Genomic DNA, 23,625 nt, shown 5'->3' with positions numbered 1-23,625 from the left:
CTACCTGTTGACGACGGTGACGGGGTGGACGTAGGGAAGTTCGTCGGCCGGCTGTGGAAAAACGAGCTCACCGAATGGCGACAGCGCACCGGTGCGGTCAGTGGCCAGCTCGCTGACCGCGTGATCGTCATCGCCGTCGAGCACGGGCCAGCCCGGGTCGACGTACTGCTTCTTGCCTTTGTTGTCAGCCACGTGCACATTGTGGCAGGCCCAGCGGCCAGTGGCGACACCGGCCAACTGCTTTACGCTGGTCAGCAATGACCGATAGTTCTCCGGGCGTCCCGCTGGGCGCCTGGCTGGCCGAGCTTGACGATGAGCGGCTGATCCGGCTGCTGGAGCTGCGGCCCGACCTGACCCAACCGCCGCCGGGCACCATCGCCGCGCTGGCCGCCCGCGCCCAGGCCCGGCAGTCGGTCAAGGCCGCCACCGACGGGCTGGATTTCCTGCACCTGGCGCTGCTCGACGGGCTGCTGGTGCTGCACGCCGACACCGCCGCCGTGCCGCTGGCCAAACTACTGGCGCTGGTCGGGGACCGCGCGCCCGAAGGCTCCCTCGCCGCCGCACTCGACGACCTCCGCGAGCGGGCGCTCGTGTGGGGCGACTCGACCGTGCGGGTGGTGGCCGAGGCCGCGTCCGGGCTGCCCTGGCTTCCCGGCCAGGCCACCCTCGAGGACACCGAGCAGACCGACATCGCCGCCCGACTCGAAACGCTTGACGGTCCCGCCCGCGAATTGCTGCAGCGCCTGTTGGAGGGTTCGCCGATGGGCCGCACCCGTGACGCCGCCCCCGGCACCCCGGCGGACCGTCCGGTGCAGCGCCTGTTGGCCGCCGGGCTGCTGCGTCAGGTCGACGACGAGACCGTGATCCTGCCGCGGCTGGTCGGGCAGGTGATGCGCGGCGAGCAGCCCGGCCCGGTGCATCTGGTGCAACCCGATCCGACGGTGTCCACCACCACCGCCGCCGACGTCGACGCGGTGGCCGCGGGCGCGGTGCTCGACCTGCTGCGCGAGGTCGAGCTGGTGATCGAAACGCTTGGCGCCACACCGGTTCCCGAGTTGCGCAGCGGCGGGCTGGGGGTGCGCGACGTCAAGCGGCTGACCAAGATCACCGGCATCGACGATTCCCGACTCGGGCTCATCCTGGAGGTGTCGGCGGCGGCAAAGCTGATCGCGGCGGGCATGCCCGAACCGGATCCGCACGACGGCGGCCTCGGGCCGTATTGGTCGCCGACGGTGGCGGCCGACCGGTTCGTCGAGTCGTCGACCGCCACCAAGTGGCATCTGCTGGCCACGACGTGGCTGGAGCTGCCGGGACGGCCGAGCCTGGTCGGCAGCCGCGGCCCCGACGGCAAACCCTATGCCGCGCTTTCAGATTCGTTGTTCTCGACGGCGGCACCCCTGGACCGCCGATTGCTGCTCGACGTGTTGGCCGACCTGCCCGCCGGGTCCGGCGTCGACGCCATCTCCGCGTCCCGCGCGATGACGTGGCGGCGCCCCCGGTGGGCGGCGCGATTGCAACCCGATCCCGTCGGTCACCTGCTGGCCGAGGCACATGCGGTCGGCCTGGTGGGCCGCGGCGCCATCGCCTCGCCCGCGCGCAAGATGCTCGCCGACGAATCGGCCGACGCGGTGATCGCGGCGATGGACAAGGTGCTGCCCGCGCCCATCGACCACTTCCTGCTGCAGGCCGATCTGACGGTCATCGTGCCAGGGCCGCTGCAGCGCGACCTGGCCGAACAACTGGCGTCGGTGGCGACGGTGGAATCCGCGGGCGCGGCGATGGTGTATCGCATCAGCGAGGCGTCGATCCGGCGCGCCCTCGACACCGGCCGGACCGCAAGCGAGTTGCATGCGCTGTTCGGCAAGCACTCGAAAACTCCTGTGCCGCAAGGCCTTACCTATCTGATCGACGACGTGGCGCGTCGGCACGGGCAACTGCGCGTCGGCATGGCCCAGTCGTTCGTGCGCTGTGAGGACCCTGCGCTGCTCGCACAGGCCGTCGCGGCGCCCGCCGTCGACCAACTGGAGATGCGGCTGCTCGCCCCGACCGTCGCGGTGTCGCAGGCGCCGATCTCCGATGTGCTCGCCGGATTGCGGGAGGCGGGTTTCGCGCCCGCGGCCGAGGACTCAACCGGCACCATCGTCGACATCCGCGCACGCGGCGCCCGGGTGCCCGCGCCACCGGGGCGGCGGCGCAGCTACCGCCCACCGACGCCGACCAGCCAGACGCTCGGCGCGATCGTCGCGGTGCTGCGCAAGGTGGCGTCCGCGTCGTTCGACGACATGCGCCTCGACCCCGCAGTCGCGATCTCACAACTGCAGGAGGCCGCGCACCACCAGGCTTCGGTGGTGATCGGCTACGTCGACCCCGCAGGAGTGGCAACCCAACGGGTGGTGGCGCCGATCAACGTCCGCGGCGGGCAGCTGACGGCCTACGATCCGGCGTCGGGCCGGGTGCGCGAGTTCGCGATCCACCGGGTCACCTCGGTGGTCGCCGCCGATGCCGGATAGTTAGCGTCGGCACAGCGAGTTCACAGACGGGTTGGTGAACATGTCTGTGTGACAACGACGTTGGACGCGGCTGCACAGGCTGTCGGCGGATACCGCGGCGGGGTTTCACTGCTGCACGGGTGGCTACCACTGACGATATGGGCCGTCGCGGCGGTGGCCCTTGCGGTGGCCGTCGGGTGGCGGTCACGGCGATGGCGGCTGGTGTGGCTGCCGGTGGCGGTCGCTGTCGGTCTGATTCTGGCGGCGTGGGCGCACTGGTACATCGACTCCGAGGGCCTCGCGGGTGACCCCGCCCCGTCGTCGCTGTGGATCTGGGTCGGGTTGACGGGTCTGGCGTTGGCGGTCGCGGTGCTGGGCTGGCGCGGCACCCAATGGTGGCGGCGCGGGGTGTCGCTGGCCGCCGTGCTGCTGTGTCTGCTGAGTGCGGGCGTGTCGCTGAACCTGTGGGTCGGTTACTTCCGCACCGTGCAGGCGGCGTGGAACGAACTGACCGCCGGCCCGTTGCCCGACGAGACCGACATGAACACCGTGATGGCGATGCGTGGCAAGGGGGCTCCGTCGCACGGGGCGCTGGTACCGGTGACCATCCCTTCCGCTGCGTCGGGCTTCAAGCACCGGACTGAACTGGTGTACCTACCGCCCGCCTGGTTCGCCGCGAATACACCCAAGCTGCCCGTGGTGATGATGATCGCCGGTGAGTTCAACACACCGTCGGACTGGCCGCGCACCGGCGACGCGATCACGCCCATCGACAAGTTCGCAGCGGACCACAACGGCAACACACCGGTGTTCGTCTTCGTCGACGTGGGCGGTTCGTTCAACAACGACACCGAATGCGTGAACGGGCCACGCGGCAACGTGGCCGATCACCTGACCAAGGACGTCGTGCCCTACGTGACATCGACGTTCGGCGTCTCGGCCGATCCCGCCAACTGGGGCATCGTCGGCTGGTCGATGGGCGGAACGTGCGCGGTCGATCTGACCGTGATGCATCCCGAGTTGTTCAGCACGTTCGTCGACATCGCCGGCGACACCGGACCCAACGCCGGCACCAAGGAGCAGACCATCGCGCGCCTCTACGGTGGGAACGCCGCGGCGTGGGCCACGTTCGACCCGACCACGGTGATCGACAAGCACGGGCCGTACCACGGTGTCTCGGGCTGGTTCGCGATCTCCTCGGACGCGCCTCCGCAGCACAAGGACGGTTTCCCGAAGATGACCGGAACCGGACTCGGCGGCCAGGACGCCGCCGGGATGCCGACGGACCAGACGGAGGCCGCCAACTCGCTGTGCAGCCTGGGCCGCGCGAACGGCATCACGTGTGCGGTAATCCCGCACCCTGGCCGCCACGACTGGCCGTTGGCGGCGGACGTGTTCACCGCGGCGTTGCCGTGGTTGGCAGGTCAGATCGCCACACCGGACGCGCCGAAGATCCCACTGCCCGGCCAGGGCGGCGGCGCCCCCGCGGGCCCTCCCCCGCCGCAGACCGCCACCCGCTGAACGCAGGCACGTCGGAGTGATCCGGATAATGGACACAATGACCTTCAAGCGAGAAGCGCAGGCGGATCGCGCATGACCGACGGCCCCCTGATCGTGCAGTCCGACAAGACGGTGCTGCTCGAAGTCGACCACGCGTTGGCAGGCGCGGCGCGCGCGGCGATCGCCCCGTTCGCCGAACTCGAGCGCGCGCCCGAGCACGTCCACACCTACCGCATCACCCCGCTGGCGCTGTGGAACGCGCGCGCGGCGGGCCACGACGCCGAGCAGGTCGTCGACGCATTGGTCAGCTTCTCCCGCTACGCGGTGCCCCAACCGCTGCTCGTCGACATCGTCGACACCATGGCCCGCTACGGGCGGCTGCAGTTGGTCAAGCATCCGGCGCACGGGCTGACGTTGGTCAGCTTCGACCGCGCGGTGCTCGAGGAGGTGCTGCGCAACAAGAAGATCGCCCCGATGCTCGGTGCCCGCATCGACGACGACACCGTGATCGTGCACAACAGCGAGCGCGGCCGCGTCAAGCAGATGCTGCTCAAAATCGGTTGGCCCGCAGAGGATCTGGCGGGCTACGTCGACGGCGAGAAGCACCCGATCGCGCTGGATCAGGCGGACTGGCAGCTGCGCGACTACCAGCAGATGGCCGCGGACTCGTTCTGGGAGGGCGGCTCGGGTGTGGTGGTGCTGCCGTGCGGTGCAGGGAAGACGCTCGTCGGCGCGGCGGCCATGGCCAAGGCGTCGGCGACCACGCTGATCCTGGTGACCAACACGGTTGCGGGGCGGCAGTGGAAGCGTGAGTTGATCAACCGGACGTCGCTGACCGAGGACGAGATCGGCGAATACTCCGGCGAGCGCAAGGAGATCCGCCCGGTCACCATCGCCACCTACCAGGTGATCACCCGCCGCACCAAGGGCGAGTACCGCCACCTCGAGTTGTTCGACAGCCGCGACTGGGGCTTGATCATCTACGACGAGGTGCACCTGCTGCCCGCGCCGGTGTTCCGGATGACGGCCGACCTGCAGTCGCGCAGGCGGCTCGGGCTGACCGCGACGCTGATCCGGGAAGACGGCCGTGAGGGCGATGTGTTCAGCCTGATCGGACCCAAGCGCTACGACGCGCCATGGAAGGACATCGAGGCGCAGGGCTGGATCGCGCCCGCCGAATGCGTCGAGGTGCGAGTGACCATGACCGACAACGAGCGGATGCTCTACGCCACCGCCGAACCCGACGAGCGGTACAAGCTGTGCTCGACGGTGCACACCAAGATCGCGGTGGTGAAGTCGATCCTGGAGAAACACAAGGGCGAGCAGACGCTGGTGATCGGCGCCTACCTCGACCAACTCGACGAATTGGGTGCCGAACTCGACGCGCCGGTGATCCAGGGCTCGACGAAGACGGCCGAGCGTGAGGCGCTCTTCGACTCGTTCCGCAGCGGCGAGATCTCCACCCTGGTGGTGTCCAAGGTGGCCAACTTCTCCATCGACCTACCAGAAGCCTCTGTGGCCGTTCAGGTTTCGGGCACCTTCGGATCGCGTCAGGAAGAGGCACAGCGGCTGGGCAGGCTGCTGAGACCCAAGCACGACGGCGGCGGGGCGATGTTCTACTCGGTGGTCTCCCGCGACAGCCTGGATGCCGAATACGCCGCGCACCGGCAGCGGTTCCTCGCCGAACAGGGCTATGGCTACGTCATCAAGGACGCCGACGACCTGCTGGGGCCGGCGATATGACGGCGTCGAGCGACGATCAAGCGGCGAGGAACGAGTCCGGATTGAGGAGCTCGACCCAAAGGGTCCGTCGCGTCATGCCGGTTCTCACGGTGCCGGACGTCGAGGCCACGCGCGACGCGTACATCTGTGTGCTGGGCCTGCACGAGGTGATGAACCACGGCTGGATCGTCACGCTGGCCGGCCCGGACGATTCGGGCGAGCTTCGCCACCAAGTCAGCCTGATGACCAAAGACAAGACGGCGCCGGTCAACCCGAATGTCTCGATCGAAGTCGACGACGTCGACGCGGCGCATCAGGCCGCGGTGGCGGCGGGACTGAAGATCGTCCATCCGCTCAGCAACGAGGAGTGGGGCGTGCGAAGGTTTTTCTTCGCCGACCCATCGGGCAACATCGTCAATGTGCTGAGCCACCGCTAGACGTGCGGCCCAATGGCTTTGGCGACAGTCAGTAGCACGGCAGAGTCTTCGAGGGCCTGCAGGCCATGCCGGGACCGCGGCACGACGATGTGGTCGCCGACCGTGCCCTCCCAGTGCACTTCCGCATTGGTCAGCCGCACTCTTCCGACGAGCACCTGAAGCGTTGCCTCGCCTGGACTCTCGTGCTCATCCATCTCACTGCCGGCCGTCAGCGCGATCAGCGTCTGCCGCAGCGAATGCTCGTGGCCGCCGTAGACGGTGTGCGCGCTGCGTCCGCTGCTCGCCGAGCGGGCCGCTCCCAGTTGCTCCCGCGCCATAGCAGTAAGCGAAACCTTGTTCATCACCAACACAATTGTCGTCAGTGACTGCACAGGCAAGACCCAGACCGTGTGGGCGGCCGTCGATTGCGATCACCGTGAGCGGATCTCCCTCGAGCGGCCGCAAGTGCCCTCACTCCGTTGGAAACCGGTCCCGCAATGCGTCCAGTAATTGCTGCGCTTCGGCCACCCGGCCGCGCATGCGGGCCAGGTTCTCCGGGGGCCGACTGATGTCGTCGATGCCACGCTCACATCGCCGCAACCAACGCTTCTCCATCGACGCGGCAAGCTCTTCCAACTCGGCTATTTCGCCTAGTAGGACCGCGTCGAACAGCCGGGCTTGGGCAATGTCGGCCGGATGCGCCGGACGCGTCCACGCCTCCGGACGCGGATGGACGACACGGGGCCGGGGCACCCGCACCGCAAGGTGGGGTTCGACACCAACATCGCGTGTAATCGATAGCACCCACAGATCCTCTACAAGTAAGGAAACGTCAGCGACCCCACAGGTTCACCGGGTCGTCAAGTTCCGGTGGCACACAGTTACTTTCCATTCACGTTTACAGGTAGCACGGATTGCATACGGTATGTAATCAACTCAGGTGATCAGGAGGAAGCTGTGCGCGCTCTCACATGAGGTAACACCTTCCAGCTGAGAGCTATTCGGTCGTGGCCGCCGAACCCGTTGGGCAGCACCCTTGAGCAATGCATGTGCACTGGGCCCACGTCGGACGAAGCGCCGCCGGGTTGGGCGCCGCCATGGGCATCGGCCGCTTCGCCTATACCCCGATCCTGCCGCTGATGACGGCACAGACCGCGCTCGGCCCGAAAGCCGCCGGCGCGCTGGCCACCGCGAACTACATCGGCTATCTCGCAGGCGCGCTGGCAGGCACCGCATCGCCGCGGTTGGCGCGCTCGGCGGTCGCGTGGCGAACGTCGTTGGTTGTCCTGGTGTTCAGTTTGGCCGCAATGCCCCTGTGGCCCAACATGATCGGTTGGCTGGTCCTGCGTACCGTTGCCGGCTTCGCCAGCGCGGTGGTGTTCGTCATCGCCGTCAACTCGATGATGGAGCACCTGCCTTCGCACCTGCCGGGCTGGGGCTTCGGCGGCGTCGGTCTCGGCATCGCGTTGTCGGGTGCACTGGTCCTGGCCATGCCCGCCGGGGCCGGATGGCAAGGCGCGTGGTGGACCTCGGCGGCGTTGGCCGCCCTGCTAGGTGCCTGCGCGTGGACGATGCGGGGTCGATCTACGACCACTGCCGCTGCCGTGCCGTCACCGCCTCGGCGCAGGGCGAACCGATGGTTCGCCCTGCTGTTCGTCAGCTACACGCTGGAGGGCATCGGCTACATCATCGCGGGAACCTTCCTGGTCGCCGCCATCAGGCAGACGTCGGCCGGCTGGCTCGGCGGCGGCGCCTGGATATTCGTCGGCCTGGCCGCGGTTCCGTCAGCCGCGCTGTGGGCGTGGCTCTGCGCGCGGTGGTCGCATCCGACCCTGCTCGTCGGCGCGTTGCTGCTGCAGGCGGTCGGAATCGCCTTGCCCGCCATGGCTTCCGGACCCATCGCGGCGTTCGTCGGGGCGACCCTGTTCGGAGCCACCTTCATCGGGGTCAGCACGATGGCTTTGGCGGCCGGTCGGCTGCTCGGCTTCCCCGGCGCGGTGGCGTTGCTGACAAGTGGTTACTCTGTCGGCCAGATCGTCGGCCCGATCGCGGTGACACCGCTTCTGCACCACGGTTTTTCACCTGCGCTGCTGGTTGCGGCGGCGGTCGTGCTGGCATCGGCGACGGTCGCGGGTCTGCTCAGATTCGGGTTCCCGTCGGCCGATGCGGATCCGCGGCAGGTAGCCACGCCCCGCGAACGTCTAGCGCTGGAGCGTCGCGGGTGAATTCGGCGATGACGGCGCGCACGACGGGGTTGTCGTCATCGCGGCGCCACACCAGCGACCACGTCCACAGCGGTGCGGGGTTGACGACCGGTCGCCGCACCAGACCGGTGGGCTCTGGCACGTCCTGACCTTTGGGGTTGTTCAGCACCGGCCTGCGCAACCGCCGGATGTGCTCGAAAAACTCCTGCCCCGTGACTCCCCCGTCGTCGACGCGGACCGCTCGGGCTCCCGTGTCCGCCGCGAACTGCTCGGCGTATCGGTTCCACGACGACCAACTGGCCTCGTCGGCGTCCAACAGCACCAGGGTGTCTTTCGCGTCGACCGCTGACGTGTCCGAACCGACGCTCAACGCGTACAGCCGATCCACCCCGATCAGGTGCGCGTCGAGGGACAGCGACTCGAGATCCGTTGTCTGGACCCAGCAGATCGCCAGGTCGAGGCTTCCGTCGGCGACGCGAGCGGCCTGTGCGTGCGACGGCATCACCCAAGTGTCGACGCGCAGTTGCGCCACCCCGGCGGCCCTTTCGGCCCAGTCGGTCGGACACCAATTCACGTACCCGATGCGTACCGGCTCGGAGGCCGTCAAGCCCGCCGCCCGCCTGCGCAGATCGTCGGCCTGCTCCACCAGCGCCCGAGCATGCGGCAGCAGAGCTGCCCCACTCGGTGTCAGGGCGACCGAGCGGCGGTCCCGGTCGAACAGGCTGACCTTCAGATCCCGCTCCAGAGCCTTGATCTGCTGAGACAGCGAAGGGCCCGCGATGTGCAACCGCTCGGCCGCGCGGCCGAAGTTCAGCTCCTCGGCGACGGTCACGAAATAGCGGAGTTGACGCAGCTCCACGCGGCAAGCGTAGTAGGCGATCCCTCTCACCAGAGAGCTAACCGGTCGCACCCGCGGGCAATCGAGGCGGCCAGGTCTTGCGTTGCAGCGTGCATCCGCACGACGAAGGGATCGAAAGACATGATCAACTCACAACGCGTCGCCATCATCACCGGCGCTTCCCAGGGCATCGGCGAACACCTGGTGACGGGCTATCGCAAACTCGGCTACGCCGTGGTGGCCAATTCCCGCTCGATCGGCGAGAGCGACGACCCGATGATCCTGACGGTGCCCGGTGACATTGGGCAACCCGGGGTCGGGCAGCGCATCGTGGCGGCGGCGATGGAGCGGTTCGGCCGGGTCGACACCGTGGTCAACAATGCAGGCATCTTCATTCCGAAGCCGTTCACCGAGTACACCGACGAGGACTACAACGCGGTCACCGGAGTCAACCTGCGCGGATTCTTCGAGGTGTCCCGTGCGGCGGTCGCGGCGATGCTGTCGCGGGAGGGCGGCGGTCACGTCGTCAACATCTCCACCAGCCTGGTCGACCACGCGAACTCAGCGGTGCCGTCGGCGTTGGCGTCGCTGACCAAGGGCGGCTTGAATGCGGTCACCAGGGCGCTTGCCGTCGAGTACGCCGAACGCGGAATCCGCTCCAACGCAGTGGCACTCGGCATCATCCGCACCCCGATGCACGATCCCGCCTCACACGACGCGCTGGCGAAGCTGCATCCCGTCGGCAGGCTCGGTGAGATCGACGATGTCGTCGACGCGGTCCTGTATCTGGAGAACGCGCCGTTCGTCACCGGTGAGATCCTGCATGTGGACGGTGGTCAAAGTGCAGGACATTGAGATTCTGCGTGGTGTCCTCGACCAGTGGCAGGCGGGAATCGACGCGCACGAACCGCGGCGGGTCGCAGCGGTGTTCACCGAGGACGCTCTCTTTCAGGGCCTACGCCCGTACAGTGTGGGCCCCGACGGAGTCTTCGAGTACTACGACAGCCAGCCACTCGACATGACGGTCAGCTACCGGGTGTTGGAAACACGCAGACCCGCAGGCGATCTGGTGCTCGGATACGTCCGCGCCGACTTCTCGTACTCGGATCGGCCGACGGTGAGTCTGAATCTGGGTGTGCTGTTGACACACACGGACGCCGGTTGGCGCATCCTGCACTACCAGGCATCGGCAGCCAGCTAGCTCAGAGCGGGGATGACCTCACGTTCGAACAACTCGATGCCCGAGCGGTCGTAGGCAGCCTCAGGGAAGTTCAATATCGCGTATTCGCAGCCGAGTTCACGCATCCGCGTCAGCTTCTCGACGATCTGCTCGGGAGTTCCGCTCGCGGACTCCGGGGCCGTCACGGTGCCGAACATGGCGTCGACCGCAGCCTCGTTCGCCACGGAGACCAACCTGTCCCGCACACGGGCCGCCCGGTCGGTGACCTCGGCCTCCGACTCGCCGACCACGGCGTTGAAGTTGGCCGACCGCACGATCGCGCCGTAGTCAGTGCCGACGTCGCGACAATGGCCGGCCAACACCTGCGACTTGTGCGCGAACCCCTCGGGCTCGCAGGTGAAGTTGGTGTAATTCGCGTACTTGGCCGCGATGCGCAACGTCACCTTCTCACCGCCGCCCGCGATCCACAGCGGAAGACCGCCGTCCTGCAACGGTTTTGGCTCCACGATCGCGCCCTCGACCTGGTAATGCTTACCGTCGAGGGTGACTTCACCATGGCGCCACGCGTCGCGCATGATCTGCACACCCTCGTCCAGCATGGCCAGTCTGACGCCGGGCGACGGGAAGCCGTAACCGTAGGCCTCCCACTCGTGCTGATACCAGCCGCCGCCGATGCCCATCTGCACCCGGCCTCCGGAGATGATGTCGGCGGTGGCGGCCACCTTCGCGAGATAGACGGGGTTGCGATAGCCCATCGCCGTGCACATCTGGCCGAGCTTGATCCGCGACGTGGACGCCGCGTAGGCCGACATCAGCGACCACGCCTCGTGGGTGGCCTCATGCGTCGGCACCGGCACCGTGTGGAAGTGGTCGTAGACCCACAACGAGTCCCACGCACCGCCGTCGGCGTAGGCAGCGAGGTCGCGCATCACCGGCCAGTGCTGTTGTGGGGAAATGTCGACGAGATCGAGCCGCCAGCCTTGCGGGATGAAGAGTCCGAAGCGCATGACAGTCGACTTTAAATCCGCCATCTGGGGACGCGCTGGACCTATGCTGATTGACGGACACGTCAAATAGCGCTGAACGTAGGACTCCATGACGGCCCGAGCCAAATACGAGCGCATGCGCGCCGTCCATCTGAACGCGGTTCAGGCCGCGCTCGTGGATCACGTCACGCGCCTCGACTGGACACCGGACCAGATCAACCAGTACCGCGAGCACCGACTCCGCGAGTTGTTGGCGTACGCCAGGCAGCGCTCGCCGTTTCACGCGCGTCGGCTGCGCGCCCTGGACCTGTCCTCCGCGTCGGTGGCCGACCTGGCGACGTTGCCCGTGATGACGAAGCAGGAGGCGCAGGCCAGCTGGGACGACATCGTCACCGACCGCAGGCTCACCCGTGAGCGCGCGGAACGCATTCTGCGGCAACAGGAATGGTATTCCTACACGCCCGACGGCTATCAGATGTTCAGTTCGGGCGGCTCGAGCGGGGTACGCGGCGTGTATGTGTGGGGTTGGCAGTTCTTCGTGTCGGCCGCATGTCTGGCGTGGCGGGCCCAGGCGCGGGCGGAGCAACGAGAACCGTCGCGGCCGACGGTGTTGGCCGTCCTGGAGGCAGGGATGCCGCCGCATGCCAGCACCCCCTTGTTCGACGTGCCCACCGCGGCGGGCATGCAGACCGTGGTGATCCCTGCGGGCGACCCGTTCGACGAGGTGCTCGCCGCCGTTGCGGACGCGCGACCCACACATCTCGTGGGTTATCCGTCCGTCATCGGGCGACTCGCCAGGGCCTCGCTGGCGGGCGAACTGGACTGTCACCCCGTCCGGGTCAGCACCAATTCAGAACCGCTGCTCGAGGAAGACCGCGCGGCGATCGCCGAGGCATGGGGCGTCCCGATCCACAACCTGTGGGGATCCACCGAGATCGGGGTGCAGGCGGTCGCGTGCGGGGTCGGCGACGGGTTGCACATCTGCGAGGACGAGGTGGTGCTCGAACGCGTCGACGCCAACGGCGCACCGGTCGGACCCGACGAACCGGCGGCCAGAACACTGGCCACCGGGTTGGCCAACCTGACGTTTCCGTTCATCCGCTATGACCTCGGCGACGAGGTCACCTTGATACCCGGACCGTGCCAGTGCGGCAGCGCGTTCGCCCGGGTCGCCGATATCGGCGGCCGCCGCGACGACGACTTCCGCTATGGCCCGATCACGGTGCCCGCCGTCACGTTCCGCCATGTACTCGGCACCGATCCGCGCATCTCCGAGTACCAGGTGACGCAGACGAACAGGGGCGCCGAGATCCTCACCGTCGGTCGCCCCGATGTCGGCACGCTGACGACATCGATGGTCAGCGCGTTGCGCCGCTGCGGGCTTACGGACCCCGCGGTGGCCATCCGGATCGTCGACCGCATCCCCCGCAACCAGGCCAGTGGCAAACTCAAGCGATTCATCGCGCTGTAGCCGAACGGGACCCAAACGTCACCTCGGAATCTGCCAGCGAACCGCCGATATGCGATATGGTGTGCCTCACATCGGCAACTAAATGTGAGCTGAAACACAAAGGGGGCCCCTGTGCTCGAACACAACGGTCGTTCAGTTCCGGGGCCCAAAGCCAGGCTGTCGGGCGCCGGGGGTTCGGTCGACGGCATCCACTGGGTGAAGAACTCGCTTTTGGCCGTCATCGCGATCTGCGCGCTCGCAGGGATCGTCAGCACGGCCTCGATGGGCCAGACCCAGGCGGCCCTGGCAATCGGCATCGTCGCGATGGCGTTTTTCTCGAGGGCCTGGTGCTGACGCGCGACTAGCCTTGGATCCATGGCCCTCTCCAAGGACGAACGCGAACAGTTTCTGGCCGAGCCGCACATCGCGGCGCTGTCGGTGAGCGCAGGCGACAAGCGCGGACCACTCACCGTCCCGATCTGGTACCAGTACACGCCCGGCGGTGAGCCGTGGGTGCACACCGGAGAAGGCTCACGCAAGCACCGGTTGATCGAGGCGCAGGGTGAATTCACGTTGATGGTCGAGCGCGTCGAGCCGACGGTGCGTTATGTCGCGGTCGACGGGCCGGTGAGCCGCATCGAGCCGGCCACCGACGAACAGCTCGTCGAGATGGTGAAGCGTTATCTGCCTGCCGACAAGGTGGACGCCTACTTGGAATTCGCCCGCAGGGAACACGGCGTGGGTGTAGCCATCTTCATGAAACCGGAGCACTGGCTTTCGTCCGATCTCGGCGCGTTGTGAGTCAACTCCGCGCGTCGTAGAGCGCCGCGACCGCGGGCAGGCTCACCTTCAGCGCGGGGTTGCGCGGCAGTTCGTCGACGACGGCGAAGTCGACGGGCACGTGGTAAACCGACAATGACTGGCGGACAAGGTCTTTCAGCTCGTCGGCCGTAGGAGTAGGCATTCCCGGCGTGGTTTCGATGGCCGCGAACGGAACCTGCCCCAGCCGCTTGTCGGGTACGCCCACCACGCAGGCGTCCCGCACGGCCGGATGTGAGATGAGCACGCGCCGAACGGTTTCCGGGAGAATCTTGAACCCGCCGCGGTTGATGGCGCCGTCGGCCCTGCCGTGCAGGGTGACGAACCCGTCGGCGTCGATCGACGCGATATCGGTGGTGCGGATCCAGTCGGGACCGATCGAGGAGACCTTCGCTTCCAGTAGACCCTGCTCACCGGATGGCGACTGGCCTCCGGTGTCCGGGTCGACGACGCGCACCTGGGTATCGGGCAGTGGTCTGCCCACGCTGTTGCGTTTGGATTCGCCGAACCTGTCGATGTCAGCGGGCGTCCAGGCGCACAGTGAACCCGCGAATTCCGTTGCCCCATAGGCCAACCGGATCGGGATGCCGAAGTGCTTTTCGAACTCGTCGCGGGTCTCGGGGTCCAGCGGGCCGGACGCGCTGATCAGGAAGTCCAGCGACGCGAGATCTTCGGGGGGCACGTCGGCGTCGAGCAGCATACGGACGACGGCCGGTTGCACCCCGGAACGCTTGATGCGGTGGGTCTTGATCGCATGTACGAACCCGTCGACGGTGAACCGTTCGAGCATCACGATGCGTCTGCCATTGTGCACACCCGCCACCAACTGGCATACTCCGATGCCGCCGAACTGCCAGTAGGCGAACTCGGGCGGAGCGTCTGGCGGGGCCTTCTCGCCGCTGGTCACGCTGAACACCGTGCGCTCCAGCACCGACGTCCTGATGTCCTGCCGCTTCGGCGGGCCGGTGGTGCCGCTGGTCAGGATCTGCAGCGCCACACCAGGTTCCACGTCGGCGTGCGCGTGTTCGGGGTCTCTGCGTTCGAGTCCGTCGACGGCCGCGACGCGCGGCGACGTCAACGAGATCGCGACGCCCGCGCTGCCGGAACGCTTCGCGGCGGTGACGGCCTCGTCGGACCAGTCCTCGCGGTCGGCGACGACGGCAGCCGGATTCAGCTTCTCGATGTCGCGGCCGATGGCCTCGGGCGACTGGAACGAGTAGATCATCGAGACAGGCCGGCCCGACGCGAGGAAGCCGATGATCGCGGCGGCGTGCGGAAGCCGGTTGCGGACCACCAGGCCGACGGGCGCGTCGGGAGGCACGCCCGCGTCGCCGAGGGCCGTGGTGAGGGCGTCGGCGTATGCGGTGATGTCGTCACCGGTGTACCAGCGGCCGTGGAATTCGATGCACTGCTTCGCACCGTAGCTCGCGAGCCCTGCCGCGAACGTTTCGGTAAAGCTTTCGGGCACGCATAGACGATAGCCAACGACAACCACAGCAGGCAGGCAGCGTGCTGGCAGCGCCCGTACAACCGGGTCGGCGATCCTCGGCAGGTGAGCCTACGGCTGTGCTCGATCGTCGCGGCGCTGATTCTGGCCGGTGCCTACGTCGCCGGATGTGCGACCGCCACCGACACCGGCGCGCCGCAACGTCTTACGCCGCCGATGGGCTGGAACTCGTGGAATTCCGGCATACCGCTGACCGAGGAAACCGTGAAGGCCACCGTCGACGCAATGGTGTCCTCCGGCATGCGCGACGCCGGCTACCGATACGTGAATCTGGACGCGGGCTGGGCGGCCCCGACCCGCGGGTCCGACGGCAGATTGCGGGCCGATCCGAAGACGTTTCCGCACGGCATCGCGGCGTTGGCCCGCTACGTGCACGACCGCGGCATGCTGCTCGGCCTGTACGCCAGTCCGTACGACGAGACCTGCGGCCAAGATCCCCGCACGGCCAGCGCCGGGCACGAGGACACCGACGCGCGGACGTTCGCGGGATGGGGCGTCGACTACCTGAAGTACGACTGGTGCCACAGCAACGCCGACCACGCCAACCAGGTCAAGCTCTTCACCACGATGCGAAACGCGTTGCGCGCCACGGGTCGTCGCATCTTTTACAGCATCAACCCGAACAGCTCCAACAACCACCACGCTGGCACCGAATACGACTGGTCGGGCATCGCCGACATGACCCGGAACACCGCCGATCTGGTGCCGGTCTGGCGCAGCACCTTGCCGCCGATGGACAGCTCTGATTCGTTCCTCACCGGCTCGTACCTCGGTGTGCCCGACGAGTTCCTTGCCTCATTGCCGACGGCTTCGCGGGGCCGCCCTGGGTTCTTCAACGACCCCGACATGCTGGTCGTCGGTCTGTCGTGGCGCGACTTCTTCGTCAATCATCTGGACTTCAGCCGGGTCATCGTGGCGCAGGACCAGCTGACACCGGAGCGTCTGGAAAAGCTCCGGATGAAGCTCGCTCTGTCCGACGCCGATGTGGCGTGGCGCGCCAACGGCCAACCGGGCCTGACCGCATCTGAACAGCGGGCCCACTTTTCGCTGTGGGCGATGCTCGCCGCGCCCCTGCTGGCAGGCAACGACGTTCGGACGATGGACGACCAGACGCGCGATATGTTGACCAACCGCGACGTCATCGCGGTCGACCAGGATCCATTGGTCGCGGAGGCGACCACGTTTCCGCACGACCACCGGGTGCTGGTGAAACCCCTCTCCGGTGGCGCCATGGCGGTCGCGTTGTTCAACTCCGACGACAAACCTGCCGACATCGCCACCAGCACCGCCGCGGCCGGTTTGGTCGGTGACTGTTTCACGGTGCGCGACCTGTGGAGCCACACCGAAACGACGACCACCGGCGAGATCAGGCGCACCGTGGCACCACACGACGTGGCGATGCTGCGGGTCTGGTCAACCTGTCACTGAACCCGCGATCTCCGCACTGCGGGGCGGGGTGACGGTGCCGTGGATCAGTTGCGCGTGTTCGGCATACGCGAGGGCCGCGCTGCAGCGCAGACCGGCGCGCATCTCCACAGGCATGTTTCCGATGGTGCGCTCGATGAGGTCCGGGTCGGCCTCGTACATGCTCATGCCGAGGACGAGCAGCCTGTGGTCGGGATCCAGGCCAGCCCATCATTTTTACGATGTCGTTCCACTCGGCCAAGCCGATATGCGTCTCCATGAGGGGGACGATGTAGGACTCCTCGTAATCCATGTGCTCAACGAGCGAAGTGGCGAGTCGATCCACCGCGGCGGCCAACTTCACACCGGCGGCAGCAGTCGCCGAAGCACCCCAGATCGGCAGTTCCGCGTCGACCTCCGCATGAAGCGCATCGATCTGCCGATGCTGTTCGGTCACGCGCTGTACGTGCGACGACAGCTGCGCGGGTGCTCGCTGCTCCAGGAGTGGCCACACGTGGATGTCCTCGCCCGAATGATGGTGATGCAGGACCGCCCCGATGAACCGCAGATGCCCGGCCACCGCCTCGGCGCGTGCGGTGTCGCCGTTGGCAACGCGACGCACCACACCGCCGGCGAGACCGAACTCTCTGCGAAACATCCTGTGCACCATGGCCATTTCGCGACCATCCAAGCATTCGCCGTCGTCGTCCATTGTTCGGCTTAACGCCGGAGCGGGTCGGATTCTTCATCAAGGGAAGACGCGATTCGTCAAACGACAACGAGCATTGCCAAAAGGGGCACGCGCGGACCGTCGGCTGGATACATTGCATGCCTGTCTGTCGGGAGGTCTGGGGTTGTCTACCAAACGTCTGTTGCTTCAGATTCTGCTGGCCGCGTTCCTGCTGACCACCTGGGTGACGTTGGCGTCCACCGGCATCGCCCATGCCGACACCCCGTCAACGTCGGGGACGTCGTCGAGTTCGGAGGGCGCGGCGAGCGAGGCAAAACCGTCGAAGCCCGAGCGGCCGAAGCCAAAGCCGAAGCGTGCTGCCAAGAAGCACGAGACGAAAGCCGACGACACCACCGAATCGGCCGGATCGGTCAAGCCAGCCGACAAGAGCACCGCCCCTGACGAAAAGGCGGAGGCGGCGTCGAAGCAGGACGATCCGTCATCAACCCAGGTCCGCCACAAGCCTCGCCGACCGAGCCTGACCGTCACATCGACGAAGTCCGCGACACCTGACAAGCCGGTGGGCGACGCCGCGATCACTTCCGCGCCGCGGGCGCAGTTGAAGCTCGCCGAGCCCGCCCCCTCGGTTTCGAGTCCGCAAACCAGCGCGCCGTCCGTCAGGCTTCCGCAGCCACGAGAGGTCGTCGGGCTGGTGTCCGACGTCGGCGTGGTCGCGGTGTCAGTCGTCTACACCGCCGCCGACACCGTCGCGAACATCTTCGGCCCACACAGCTTCTTCGGAGCGCCGTATGCGCTGGCGTCGGCGGTGGCGAATTCCGCTGCGGCGGTGGGCAGGACGCTGATCGGCGCACCGTCGGGCGCCACGGGCACCGAGCCGTTCCCGGTCACATACGGGATCCTCAACGGGCTCGCGTTCTTCACTCCGCGGCAGCCGCCGCCCGGTGCGAACGATCCGTCGATCAAGCTCACTGCTGCGCATCCGCTGCCGATCATTCTGCTCAACGGCACGACGACCACGCAGGGCGTCAACTGGAGCGTCGGGGCACCCGTCCTGGCCAACGCCGGTTACAAGGTCTACACGTTCAACTACGGCAACGTCGGTGATGACCCGAACTACCCGATTCAAGCCACCGACAACATCCGGGAATCCGCGAAACAACTAGCCGCCGAAGTGAACAAGGTCCTCGAGGAAACCCAGGCTCCGAAGGTGATCCTGATCGGGCATTCGCAGGGCGGCGGGATCCTGCCTGCCTACTACATCAACAACCTGGGCGGCGCCGACAAGGTGTCACAGGTCATCGGCATCGCACCGAGCAACCACGGCACAGACGCCTCCGGCCTCATCGGCCTGCAGGCGCTGCCGATCATCGGGCCGCTGCTCATCGGGCTCGCGAACGCGTTGGGCCCCGCGCTGGAGCAGCAGTCGATGGGCAACCCGTTCCAACAGGAGGTGTACGGCAACGGCGACACCCGCCCCGGCGTCCTGTACACCAACATCATTTCCAAGAACGACGAGATCGTCACCCCGTACACCCAGCAGTTGCTACAAGGCGACAACGTCACGAACGTCGTTCTGCAGGACCTCTATCCGGGACTGCCCGCCGGGCATCTCGGCGTGGTGTTGAGCCCTCAGGTGTGGTTCGTGGTGCTCGACGCGTTGGCAGCCAACGCCGCGGCGAATCCACTGGCGCACAACGACGAACTGGTCGCATAGCAAAAGCCCCCGAAAGTTGTTCGGGGGCTTTCGCGTACGGACCGCTAACTGGTCAGAGAATCCGGCGGGGTGAAGCGGTCGCCGTAGCGTGCCGCCAGTTCCTTGGCGCGGGCGACGAAGGCGTCCTTACCGGTACCCGCCGGGCCCTGGTATCCGACGATGAACTGCGCCGAGCCACCGGTGTACGGCGGGAAGCCGATGCCCATGATCGAGCCGATGTTCGCGTCGGCGGTCGACGTGAGCACGCCCTCGTCGAGGCACTTCTGCGTCTCCAGCGCCTCGGCGAACAACATCCGATCGATCATGTCCTGCAGCGGGATTTGAGACGTTGCAGCGCTGCCGGACTTGAACGTCTCGCGCAGGCCAGGCCACAGACCGGTGCGCTTGCCGTCCACGTACTCATAGAAGCCTGCACCCTTCAACCGCGACGGACGACCGATTTCGATCATCTTCTCGACTACCGCCTCGGCCGGGTGCGGCTCGTAGGTCTGGCCCGTGGCCTCGACCCCCTTGCGGGTGGCGACGGCGATCTTGTGCATCAGTTCCAGGTTGAGCTCGTCGGACAGCTGCAGCGGCGGGGCCGGATAGCCGGCCTGCGAACCGGCGTGCTCGATGGACGCCGGCTCGACACCCTCGCCCAGCATCGCCAGTGCCTCGTTGACGAAGGTGCCGATGACGCGGCTGGTGAAGAAGCCGCGGCTGTCGTTGACGACGATCGGCGTCTTGCCGATGGCCAGCGTGTAGTCGAACACCCGGGCCAGCGCCTCGTCAGAAGTCTTCTCGCCCTTGATGATCTCGACCAGCGGCATCTTGTCGACGGGGCTGAAGAAGTGGATACCGATGAAGTCCTCCTGGCGCTTCACGCCGGTCGCCAGGCCGGTGATCGGCAGGGTCGAGGTGTTCGATCCCAACAGCGCGTTGGGCTCGACGATGTCCTCGATCTCCTGAAACACCTTGTGCTTGAGGTCCTGGTCCTCGAACACCGCCTCGATGACGAAGTCGACACCCTTGAGGTCGGCCGCGTCGCCGGTCGGCGTGATACGCGCCAGCAGTGCGTCGGAGCGCTCCTGCGTGGTCTTGCCCCGCTCAAGGGCCTTGGCTTCGAGCTTCTCGGAGTAGCCCTTGCCCTTCTGCGCGGCTTCGAGGCTGACGTCCTTGAGTACGACGTCGTAACCGGCCTTCGCCGAGACGTAGGCGATGCCCGCACCCATCATGCCCGCGCCCAGCACACCGATCTTGTTGATCTTGACCGGTTCGATGCCGTCGGGCCGCGACCCGCCGCCGTTGATGTACTGGAGGTCGAAGAAGAACGCCTGGATCATGTTCTTGGCGACCTGGCCGGTGACCAACTGGGTGAAGTAGCGGCTCTCGATGCGGCTGGCGGTGTCGAAGTCCACCTGCGCACCCTCGACGGCCGCGTCCAGGATGGCCCGCGGTGCGGGCATCGGCGCGCCCTTGAGTTGCTTCTTCAGCAGCGCGGGGAACGACGGCAGGATGCCGGCCAGCGCCGGGCTGCTCGGTGTGCCACCGGGCATCTTGTAGCCCTTGGCATCCCACGGCTGAGTGTGCGCATCCGGGTTGGCCTTGATCCAGGCCTTGGCGGCGGGTACCAATTCCTCGACGGAGTCGACGAGTTCGTCGACCAGACCGATCTCCTTGGCCTTGGCGGGCTTGAAGCGGGTGCCCTGGCTCAGGATGTTCATGAACGCGTTCTGGATGCCGAACATCCGCACGGTGCGGGTGACGCCGCCACCGCCGGGCAGCAGGCCCAGGGTCACCTCGGGCAGGCCCAGCACGCTGCCCTTGACGTCGGCGGCGATGCGGTGGTGGCAGGCCAGCGCGATCTCAAGGCCGCCGCCGAGCGCGGCACCGTTGATGGCGGCGACGACCGGCTTGCCCAGCGTCTCCAGCGCGCGGAGGTCACGCTTTACGGCCTCGACGGTGTCGAACGCCTCGCCAGCGTTCTCCGGCCCGAGGTTGATCATGCCCTTGAGGTCACCACCGGCGAAGAAGGTCTTCTTCGCGCTCGTGATCACGACGCCGGTGATCGAATCCCTCTCGGCGGCAAGCCGTTCCACAGCGTTGTGCATGGACTCGCTGTAGTGCTCGTTCATCACGTTCGCCGAGCCGGTGGGGTCGTCGAGTGTCAGGGTGACGATGCCGTCAGCATCCTTGTCCCACTTGATGGTGTTCTCTGCCACGGTCTTACACCCTTTCGATGATGGTGGCCACGCCCATGCCGCCGCCGATGCACAGCGTGATCAACGCGCGACGGGCGTTGCGACGCTCGAGCTCGTCGACCATGGTGCCGGTGATCATGGCGCCGGTGGCGCCGAGCGGGTGGCCCATCGCGATGGCGCCACCGTTGACGTTGAGCTTCTCGTCGGGGATGTTCAGGTCCTTCTGGAACTTCAGCACCACCGACGCGAACGCCTCGTTCAGCTCGAACAGGTCGATGTCGTCGATCGTCAGCCCGGCGCGATCGAGCACCTTGCGGGTGGCCGGCGTAGGACCGGTCAGCATGATCACCGGATCGGCACCGCTGGTGGCGGTGGCCACGATGCGCGCTCGTGGGGTCAATCCCTGTGAGGCGCCTGCTTTTTCGCTGCCGACGAGGACGAGAGCGGCGCCGTCCACGATGCCCGAGCTGTTGCCGCCGGTGTGGACGTGGTTGATCTTCTCGACGTAGTGGTACTTCTGCAGCGCCACGTCGTCGAAGCCGCCCATCTCACCGATGCCGTCGAAGGCGGTCTTCAGCCTGCCGAGGCCTTCGAGCGTGGTGTCGGGGCGCATGTGCTCGTCGTGGTCGAGGATGACCAGACCGTTCTGGTCGCGCACCGGCACGACCGACTTGGCGAAGTAGCCGCCCGACCATGCCGCGGCCGCCTTCTCCTGGCTGCGCAGCGCATAGCGGTCGACGTCCTCACGGGAGAAGCCCTCGATGGTGGCGATCAGGTCGGCGCCGATGCCCTGCGGCACGAAGCCGATCTGGTAGTTGGTCTCCGGGTCGGTCGCCCATGCGCCGCCATCGGAGCCCATCGGCACCCGGCTCATCGACTCGACGCCACCGGCCAGCACCAAGTCGTCCCAGCCGGACCGCACCTTCTGCGCAGCGGTGTTGACGGCCTCGAGGCCAGACGCGCAGAACCGGTTCAGCTGGACGCCGCCGGTGGTCTCTGGCAGACCCGCCGCGAGCACGGCGGTGCGGGCGATGTCGCCGCCCTGGTCGCCGACGGGGGAGACGACACCGAGGATCATGTCGCTGATCAGGGTCTCGTCCAGATCGGGGTAGCGCCGACGGAGTTCGTCGACCAAGCCGACGACCAGGTTCAGGGGCTTGACCTCGTTCAGTGAGCCATTGCGCTGCTTGCCGCGAGGCGTACGAATGGCCTCGTAGATGAAGGCTTCTTCAGACATACGGCGAGCCTAACAGCCCCACCCAACCGGGTGGTTGGGAGGCTGCTCAGCAGCGGAGCTACCGCTCGTCCACTCGCCACTCCTGCTGTGTATCTCTGTTCGCCTAGGCTCGGCGACCATGACAGTCTCTCGGCTGCAGCCCTATGCGGTCACGATCTTCGCCGAGATGTCGGCGCTCGCCGCCCGCATCGGCGCGATCAACCTCGGCCAGGGTTTTCCCGACGAGGACGGCCCTCCCGCGATGCTCAAGATCGCCGAAAACGCCATCGCCGAGGGCGTCAACCAATACCCGCCCGGCGTCGGCATCGCGCCGCTGCGGGAGGCGATCGCCGCGCAACGCAGCCGCCACTTCGGCACCGAATACGACCCCGACACCGAGGTGCTTGTCACCGTCGGTGCGACGGAGGCCATCGCGGCGGCGGTGCTCGGCCTCGTCGAACCCGGCTCCGAGGTGTTGTTGATCGAACCGTTCTACGACTCCTACTCCCCCGTCATCGCGATGGCAGGGTGCGAGCGCCGGGCGATCCCACTGGTGCAGGACGGCCGGGGCTTCCGGATCGACGTCGACGGACTCCGGAACGCGGTGACGCCGAAGACGAAAGCGTTGATTGTCAACTCGCCGCACAACCCGACGGGCATGGTGGCCACCGATGACGAACTTCGGGCGCTGGCCAAGCTCGCGGTCGACGCCGACCTGCTGGTGATCACCGACGAGGTCTACGAGCATCTGGTCTTCGACGGTCACCGTCACCTGCCGCTCGCCAACTATCCGGGTATGGCGGCCCGTACCATCACCATCTCCAGCGCGGCGAAGATGTTCAACTGCACCGGGTGGAAGATCGGATGGGCTTGCGGCGCAGCGGATTTGATTGCGGGCGTGCGCGCGGCCAAGCAATACCTGTCCTACGTCGGCGGTGCGCCGTTTCAGCCCGCCGTCGCGCATGCGCTCAACACCGAGGAAACCTGGGTGGCGGCGCTGCGGGACTCGCTACAGGCCAAGCGCGACAAGCTCGGATCGGCCTTGGCGGAACTCGGTTTCGAGGTGCACGACAGCTTCGGCACCTACTTCCTGTGCGCGGATCCGCGGCCGCTCGGCTATCACGACAGCACCGAATTCTGTGCGCAACTGCCTGAACGCGCAGGCGTGGCGGCAATCCCGATGTCCGCGTTCTGCGATCCGGCCGCCGACCACGCCGCAGCGTGGAATCATTTGGTGCGCTTCGCCTTTTGTAAGCGGGACGAGACGCTCGACGAGGCCATCCGGCGACTGTCGGTGCTGCGCGGGTAG

22 protein-coding genes and 1 pseudogene are annotated in these 23,625 nt (G+C 67.0%); 13 read left to right on the top strand and 10 right to left on the bottom strand.

Translation table 11 applies throughout. The features are described 5' to 3' along the window. Positions 1-198 carry a hypothetical protein gene (locus A5724_RS18395; protein ID WP_067805113.1) on the bottom strand — a complete coding sequence of 66 codons (198 nt, stop codon included), beginning with the start codon at positions 196-198 and terminating at the stop codon, positions 1-3. A gap of 59 nt (positions 199-257) precedes the next feature. Here A5724_RS18395 and A5724_RS18390 point away from each other — a divergent pair, with 59 nt between their 5' ends. The 4 genes from A5724_RS18390 to A5724_RS18375 all read left to right on the top strand — a co-directional run bounded on the left by A5724_RS18390 (position 258) and on the right by A5724_RS18375 (position 6,148). Then, positions 258-2,510 (top strand): helicase-associated domain-containing protein, encoded by a 2,253-nt coding sequence (locus A5724_RS18390; protein WP_067805002.1) that lies wholly within the window; start codon positions 258-260, stop codon positions 2,508-2,510. Between the two features lie 48 nt (positions 2,511-2,558). Next, on the top strand, positions 2,559-4,010 hold the full coding sequence (locus A5724_RS18385; RefSeq protein ID WP_067804999.1) for an alpha/beta hydrolase family protein: 1,452 nt from the start codon (positions 2,559-2,561) through the stop codon (positions 4,008-4,010). Positions 4,011-4,082: 72 nt separating this feature from the next. Continuing rightward, on the top strand, positions 4,083-5,732 hold the full coding sequence (locus A5724_RS18380; RefSeq protein ID WP_067804994.1) for a DNA repair helicase XPB: 1,650 nt from the start codon (positions 4,083-4,085) through the stop codon (positions 5,730-5,732). A gap of 74 nt (positions 5,733-5,806) precedes the next feature. Beyond that, complete coding sequence (locus tag A5724_RS18375) at positions 5,807-6,148, top strand: VOC family protein (protein WP_067804992.1); 342 nt, start codon at positions 5,807-5,809, stop codon at positions 6,146-6,148. Here A5724_RS18375 and A5724_RS18370 read toward each other — a convergent pair. Together A5724_RS18370 and A5724_RS18365 are read right to left on the bottom strand one after the other, a co-directional pair. Further along, positions 6,145-6,489 carry a cupin domain-containing protein gene (locus A5724_RS18370; protein WP_067805110.1) on the bottom strand — a complete coding sequence of 115 codons (345 nt, stop codon included), beginning with the start codon at positions 6,487-6,489 and terminating at the stop codon, positions 6,145-6,147. The two genes, A5724_RS18375 and A5724_RS18370, sit on opposite strands and share 4 nt — an antisense overlap. A 109-nt stretch (positions 6,490-6,598) precedes the next feature. After that, a complete protein-coding gene (locus tag A5724_RS18365; RefSeq protein WP_156752352.1) occupies positions 6,599-6,931 on the bottom strand; it encodes a hypothetical protein in 333 nt (110 codons plus the stop codon). Between the two features lie 239 nt (positions 6,932-7,170). Between A5724_RS18365 and A5724_RS18360 the strand changes: the two genes are divergently transcribed. Next, positions 7,171-8,352, top strand: a complete 1,182-nt coding sequence (locus tag A5724_RS18360; RefSeq protein ID WP_067804985.1) for a YbfB/YjiJ family MFS transporter — start codon at positions 7,171-7,173, stop codon at positions 8,350-8,352. On the opposite strand, the gene A5724_RS18355 is transcribed toward A5724_RS18360, so the two are convergent. Next, positions 8,267-9,190 (bottom strand): LysR family transcriptional regulator, encoded by a 924-nt coding sequence (locus A5724_RS18355; RefSeq protein ID WP_067804981.1) that lies wholly within the window; start codon positions 9,188-9,190, stop codon positions 8,267-8,269. The two genes, A5724_RS18360 and A5724_RS18355, sit on opposite strands and share 86 nt — an antisense overlap. 120 nt (positions 9,191-9,310) lie before the next feature. Between A5724_RS18355 and A5724_RS18350 the strand changes: the two genes are divergently transcribed. Beyond that, positions 9,311-10,024: an SDR family NAD(P)-dependent oxidoreductase gene (locus tag A5724_RS18350; RefSeq protein WP_067804978.1), complete on the top strand. Its 714-nt coding sequence runs from the start codon at positions 9,311-9,313 to the stop codon at positions 10,022-10,024. Continuing rightward, positions 10,011-10,370, top strand: coding sequence for a nuclear transport factor 2 family protein (locus A5724_RS18345; RefSeq protein WP_369830649.1), 360 nt, complete (start codon positions 10,011-10,013; stop codon positions 10,368-10,370). Before A5724_RS18350 ends, A5724_RS18345 begins: the two co-directional genes overlap by 14 nt. Here A5724_RS18345 and A5724_RS18340 read toward each other — a convergent pair. Then, positions 10,367-11,356, bottom strand: coding sequence for an LLM class F420-dependent oxidoreductase (locus A5724_RS18340; protein ID WP_067804972.1), 990 nt, complete (start codon positions 11,354-11,356; stop codon positions 10,367-10,369). The two genes, A5724_RS18345 and A5724_RS18340, sit on opposite strands and share 4 nt — an antisense overlap. An 88-nt stretch (positions 11,357-11,444) precedes the next feature. On the opposite strand from A5724_RS18340, the gene A5724_RS18335 reads away from it, so the two are divergent. The 3 genes from A5724_RS18335 to A5724_RS18325 all read left to right on the top strand — a co-directional run bounded on the left by A5724_RS18335 (position 11,445) and on the right by A5724_RS18325 (position 13,586). Further along, positions 11,445-12,806: a phenylacetate--CoA ligase family protein gene (locus A5724_RS18335; protein WP_067804968.1), complete on the top strand. Its 1,362-nt coding sequence runs from the start codon at positions 11,445-11,447 to the stop codon at positions 12,804-12,806. Positions 12,807-12,917: 111 nt separating this feature from the next. Further along, positions 12,918-13,139, top strand: a complete 222-nt coding sequence (locus A5724_RS18330; RefSeq protein ID WP_067804966.1) for a hypothetical protein — start codon at positions 12,918-12,920, stop codon at positions 13,137-13,139. A 21-nt stretch (positions 13,140-13,160) separates the two neighbouring features. Next, the gene (locus A5724_RS18325) at positions 13,161-13,586 is read left to right on the top strand and encodes a pyridoxamine 5'-phosphate oxidase family protein (protein WP_067804964.1); all 426 of its coding nucleotides are present in this window, start codon (positions 13,161-13,163) and stop codon (positions 13,584-13,586) included. A 1-nt stretch (position 13,587) separates the two neighbouring features. Here A5724_RS18325 and A5724_RS18320 read toward each other — a convergent pair whose 3' ends face one another. Beyond that, on the bottom strand, positions 13,588-15,072 hold the full coding sequence (locus A5724_RS18320; protein WP_082965128.1) for a class I adenylate-forming enzyme family protein: 1,485 nt from the start codon (positions 15,070-15,072) through the stop codon (positions 13,588-13,590). Positions 15,073-15,156: 84 nt separating this feature from the next. Here A5724_RS18320 and A5724_RS18315 point away from each other — a divergent pair, with 84 nt between their 5' ends. After that, on the top strand, positions 15,157-16,539 hold the full coding sequence (locus tag A5724_RS18315) for a glycoside hydrolase family 27 protein (RefSeq protein WP_232004889.1): 1,383 nt from the start codon (positions 15,157-15,159) through the stop codon (positions 16,537-16,539). Here the strand turns inward: A5724_RS18315 and A5724_RS34645 are convergent. Both A5724_RS34645 and A5724_RS34640 read right to left on the bottom strand, forming a co-directional pair. Beyond that, positions 16,525-16,704 (bottom strand): hypothetical protein, encoded by a 180-nt coding sequence (locus tag A5724_RS34645; protein ID WP_232004893.1) that lies wholly within the window; start codon positions 16,702-16,704, stop codon positions 16,525-16,527. The two genes, A5724_RS18315 and A5724_RS34645, sit on opposite strands and share 15 nt — an antisense overlap. Positions 16,705-16,855: 151 nt before the next feature. Beyond that, positions 16,856-17,173, bottom strand: a pseudogene (locus A5724_RS34640) (hemerythrin domain-containing protein); the annotation flags it as partial. Between the two features lie 196 nt (positions 17,174-17,369). On the opposite strand from A5724_RS34640, the gene A5724_RS18305 reads away from it, so the two are divergent. After that, positions 17,370-18,920, top strand: coding sequence for a triacylglycerol lipase (locus A5724_RS18305; protein WP_232004888.1), 1,551 nt, complete (start codon positions 17,370-17,372; stop codon positions 18,918-18,920). A 44-nt stretch (positions 18,921-18,964) separates the two neighbouring features. Here A5724_RS18305 and A5724_RS18300 read toward each other — a convergent pair whose 3' ends face one another. Further along, complete coding sequence (locus A5724_RS18300) at positions 18,965-21,121, bottom strand: 3-hydroxyacyl-CoA dehydrogenase NAD-binding domain-containing protein (protein ID WP_067804954.1); 2,157 nt, start codon at positions 21,119-21,121, stop codon at positions 18,965-18,967. 4 nt (positions 21,122-21,125) lie between these two features. Then, positions 21,126-22,337 carry an acetyl-CoA C-acetyltransferase gene (locus tag A5724_RS18295; protein WP_067804951.1) on the bottom strand — a complete coding sequence of 404 codons (1,212 nt, stop codon included), beginning with the start codon at positions 22,335-22,337 and terminating at the stop codon, positions 21,126-21,128. Between the two features lie 118 nt (positions 22,338-22,455). On the opposite strand from A5724_RS18295, the gene A5724_RS18290 reads away from it, so the two are divergent. Beyond that, complete coding sequence (locus A5724_RS18290) at positions 22,456-23,625, top strand: pyridoxal phosphate-dependent aminotransferase (RefSeq protein WP_067804946.1); 1,170 nt, start codon at positions 22,456-22,458, stop codon at positions 23,623-23,625.

Origin of the sequence: Mycobacterium sp. ACS1612, assembly GCF_001667505.1 — a bacterium.
GTDB lineage: Bacteria > Actinomycetota > Actinomycetes > Mycobacteriales > Mycobacteriaceae > Mycobacterium.
The sequence above is the reverse complement of the archived record's forward strand: the minus strand, read 5'-3'. Positions and strand labels throughout refer to the sequence as shown.

Excerpts from the sequence above, each read along its gene's own strand:
- A5724_RS18290 (WP_067804946.1), top strand. The coding sequence starts at position 22,456 with ATGACAGTCTCTCGGCTGCAGCCCTATGCGGTCACGATCTTCGCCGAG.
- A5724_RS34645 (WP_232004893.1), bottom strand. The coding sequence starts at position 16,704 with ATGAGCATGTACGAGGCCGACCCGGACCTCATCGAGCGCACCATCGGA.
- A5724_RS18380 (WP_067804994.1), top strand. The coding sequence starts at position 4,083 with ATGACCGACGGCCCCCTGATCGTGCAGTCCGACAAGACGGTGCTGCTC.
- A5724_RS18360 (WP_067804985.1), top strand. The coding sequence starts at position 7,171 with ATGCATGTGCACTGGGCCCACGTCGGACGAAGCGCCGCCGGGTTGGGC.
- A5724_RS18370 (WP_067805110.1), bottom strand. The coding sequence starts at position 6,489 with ATGAACAAGGTTTCGCTTACTGCTATGGCGCGGGAGCAACTGGGAGCG.
- A5724_RS18350 (WP_067804978.1), top strand. The coding sequence starts at position 9,311 with ATGATCAACTCACAACGCGTCGCCATCATCACCGGCGCTTCCCAGGGC.
- A5724_RS18295 (WP_067804951.1), bottom strand. The coding sequence starts at position 22,337 with ATGTCTGAAGAAGCCTTCATCTACGAGGCCATTCGTACGCCTCGCGGC.
- A5724_RS18335 (WP_067804968.1), top strand. The coding sequence starts at position 11,445 with ATGACGGCCCGAGCCAAATACGAGCGCATGCGCGCCGTCCATCTGAAC.
- A5724_RS18375 (WP_067804992.1), top strand. The coding sequence starts at position 5,807 with ATGCCGGTTCTCACGGTGCCGGACGTCGAGGCCACGCGCGACGCGTAC.
- A5724_RS18325 (WP_067804964.1), top strand. The coding sequence starts at position 13,161 with ATGGCCCTCTCCAAGGACGAACGCGAACAGTTTCTGGCCGAGCCGCAC.
- A5724_RS18340 (WP_067804972.1), bottom strand. The coding sequence starts at position 11,356 with ATGCGCTTCGGACTCTTCATCCCGCAAGGCTGGCGGCTCGATCTCGTC.
- A5724_RS18390 (WP_067805002.1), top strand. The coding sequence starts at position 258 with ATGACCGATAGTTCTCCGGGCGTCCCGCTGGGCGCCTGGCTGGCCGAG.